The sequence below is a fragment of the Lysobacter enzymogenes genome (assembly GCF_017168095.1).
In the GTDB taxonomy this organism is placed as follows: domain Bacteria; phylum Pseudomonadota; class Gammaproteobacteria; order Xanthomonadales; family Xanthomonadaceae; genus Lysobacter; species Lysobacter enzymogenes_D.
Window position 1 is genome coordinate 1 of sequence record NZ_LXSD01000368.1, and the last position, 2,472, is coordinate 2,472.

General features: G+C 68.8%; 2 protein-coding genes. Both read right to left on the reverse strand.

Annotation, left to right across the window (positions count from 1 at the left end):
* Positions 1–64 precede the first annotated feature (64 nt).
* On the reverse strand, positions 65–280 hold the full coding sequence (locus tag A7A76_RS14830; RefSeq protein WP_206411905.1) for a hypothetical protein: 216 nt from the start codon (positions 278–280) through the stop codon (positions 65–67).
* 265 nt (positions 281–545) lie between these two features.
* Positions 546–2,126, reverse strand: coding sequence for a DHA2 family efflux MFS transporter permease subunit (locus A7A76_RS14835; protein ID WP_206411906.1), 1,581 nt, complete (start codon positions 2,124–2,126; stop codon positions 546–548).
* Positions 2,127–2,472 lie beyond the last annotated feature (346 nt).

Genomic DNA, 2,472 nt, shown 5'->3' on the forward strand with positions numbered 1-2,472 from the left:
GCGCGCGCACGCCGGCGCGGCAGGCCGGTCGAGCCGGCCCGCCGCGGGGCGTCGCCGCGATCGCTCAGGGCATCTCGCAACCGCAGCCCTTGCCGCACTGGGTGAACTGCGAGGAGCAGGCCCAGCCGTCGCCGTACTGCTGCTTGCAGTCTTCGTACTGGGCGATGCAGCGGTTCCAGCAGGTGTTGCACACGCCGGCCATCGCGCTCATCGAGAACGCGAAACCGAAGGCCAGGGCGGCGAGTGCGGGCAATCCGAGCTTGCGCGAGCGGGTGTTCATGAAGTTCTCTCCTGCGTGCGTTCGCGCGCCCCGGAAGTGGGTGCGCGCGGTCGGCCGCGGCCGCGCCGCGACACCGGGCGGCGCCGTGGGGGCGGGTTCGCGGTTGCGGCGTGGGCCGTTACTGCACTCGGAACGCGCGCGCAAAACGGATCACGCGCCGGGAATTCGCCGCCGCCGCCCGGTAGCGGACGCGCAAAAGCGAACGGGCCGGATGACCGGCCCGTTCGCATGCTCCGATGATCTCGCGCGGCGCGCCGCGCGCGGCTCAGTGCCCGCCGGCCGCCGCGGCGCCGCCGCCGGCCTTGGCGGTGAACGGCGGCTTGGCCAGCCACACGAACGCGGTCACCACCACGAACAGGATGCCGATCAGGTACAGCATCTCGTTGAAGCCGATCTGCGCGGCCTGCTGCGAGATCATCTGGTTCAGGACCAGCGCCCCGCGGGTCGGGTCGCCGCGGCCGAGCTGGTCCACGGTCTGCTGGATCTGCGGATCGTAGGCGCCGATGTGCTCGGTCAGCTGGGCGTGGTGGATGGTGCTGCGCTGGTTCCAGGCCCAGGTGGTCAGCGAGGCGGCGAAACTGCCGCCGAGCGTGCGCACGAAGGTGGCCAGGCCGGAGCCGGCGGCGATCTCGTGCGGCTCCAGGTCCGACAGCAAGATCGTCAGCACCGGCATGAAGAACAGCGCCACGCCCAGGCCTTGCCACAACTGCACCAGGGCGACGTGGTAGAAGTCGACGTCGAGGTTGAAGCCCGAGCGCACGAAGCTGGTCGCGGCCATGACCAGGAACGCGCCGGTGGCGACCCAGCGCAGGTCGAAGCGCGCCGCGTACAGGCCCACGAACGGCGTCAGCAGCACCGGCAGGATGCCGATCGGCGCGGTCGCCAGGCCGGCCCAGATCGAGGTGTAGCCCAGGTTGCGCTGCAGCCACAGCGGCACCAGCAGGCCGATGGCGAAGAACGCCGAATAGGCCAGCACCATAGCGGCCGTGCCGCTGGCGAAGTTGCGGTGGCGGAACAGGCGCAGGTTGACGATGGGATCGCGCTCGGTCAGTTCCCAGATCACGAACACCGCCAGCGCGACCACCGCGACGATGGTCAGCACGACGATGGTGGTGGAGTTGAACCAGTCCTCGTCGTTGCCCAGGTCGAGCATGATCTGCAGCGCGGCCACGCCGATCACCAGCATCGCCAGGCCCATGTAGTCCATCTTCGGGTTGTCCAGCCGCTCCGGGCGGCCGCGCAACTGGTTGCCGACGACGATGCTGGCGAAGATGCCGATCGGCACGTTGATGAAGAAGATCCACTCCCAGCTGTAGTTGTCGGTGATCCAGCCGCCGAGGATCGGGCCGGCGATCGGCGCGACCACGGTCACCATCGCCAGCAGCGCGATGGCTTGCCCGCGTTTGTGCGGTGGATAGATCGAGATCAGCAGCGCCTGGGTGACCGGATACATCGGCCCGGCGACGAAGCCCTGCAGCGCGCGCGCGGCGACCAGCAGGCCCATGCTGTTGGCCAGGCCGCACAGGAACGAGGCGATCACGAACAGCAGCGTCGCCCACATGAACAGCTTGCGCTCGCCGAACTTGCGGGTGAAGAAGCCGGTCAGCGGCAGCGCGATGGCGTTGCTGACGGCGAACGAGGTGATGACCCAGGTGGCCTGGTTGGCGCTGCCGCCGAGGTTGCCGGAGATGGTCGGCAGCGACACGTTGGCGATGGTGGTGTCGAGCACCTGCATGAACGACGCCAGGGCCAGGCCCAGCGTGGTCAGCGCCATGTTCGGCGGCTTGAAGGCGGCTTGCGGCTGCGCGGGCGCGGCGGGGCCGGCATTGGCGGTGGTGGCGGACATGGAACGTGCCTGTGGGTTCGGGTGCCTGATGCTTCAGGACGGGCCGCGCGGGGGCGCGGGGCCGCGAATCGCGGTGATGCGGTGGCTTGGCGGTTTGGTGCGATGGCTCGGCGGTGCGGTGCGGTCGCTTGGCGGTGAGGTGAGTGGACGGATGGGAGCTCGAACCTGGCGGAATCTCCCTATCCCGTCATTCCGGCGAAAGCCGGAATCCATTTTGCTGTTGCCTCTGTAACTCGGTCGGGAAAATCAAAATGGATTCCGGCTTTCGCCGGAATGACGAACTGGAAGCGACGCGGCTTCGGTTGGAGCCGAGGTTGCGTCGCTTCGGTTGGATTCCGGCTTTCGC

Excerpts from the sequence above, each read along its gene's own strand:
- A7A76_RS14830 (WP_206411905.1), bottom strand. The coding sequence starts at position 280 with ATGAACACCCGCTCGCGCAAGCTCGGATTGCCCGCACTCGCCGCCCTG.
- A7A76_RS14835 (WP_206411906.1), bottom strand. The coding sequence starts at position 2,126 with ATGTCCGCCACCACCGCCAATGCCGGCCCCGCCGCGCCCGCGCAGCCG.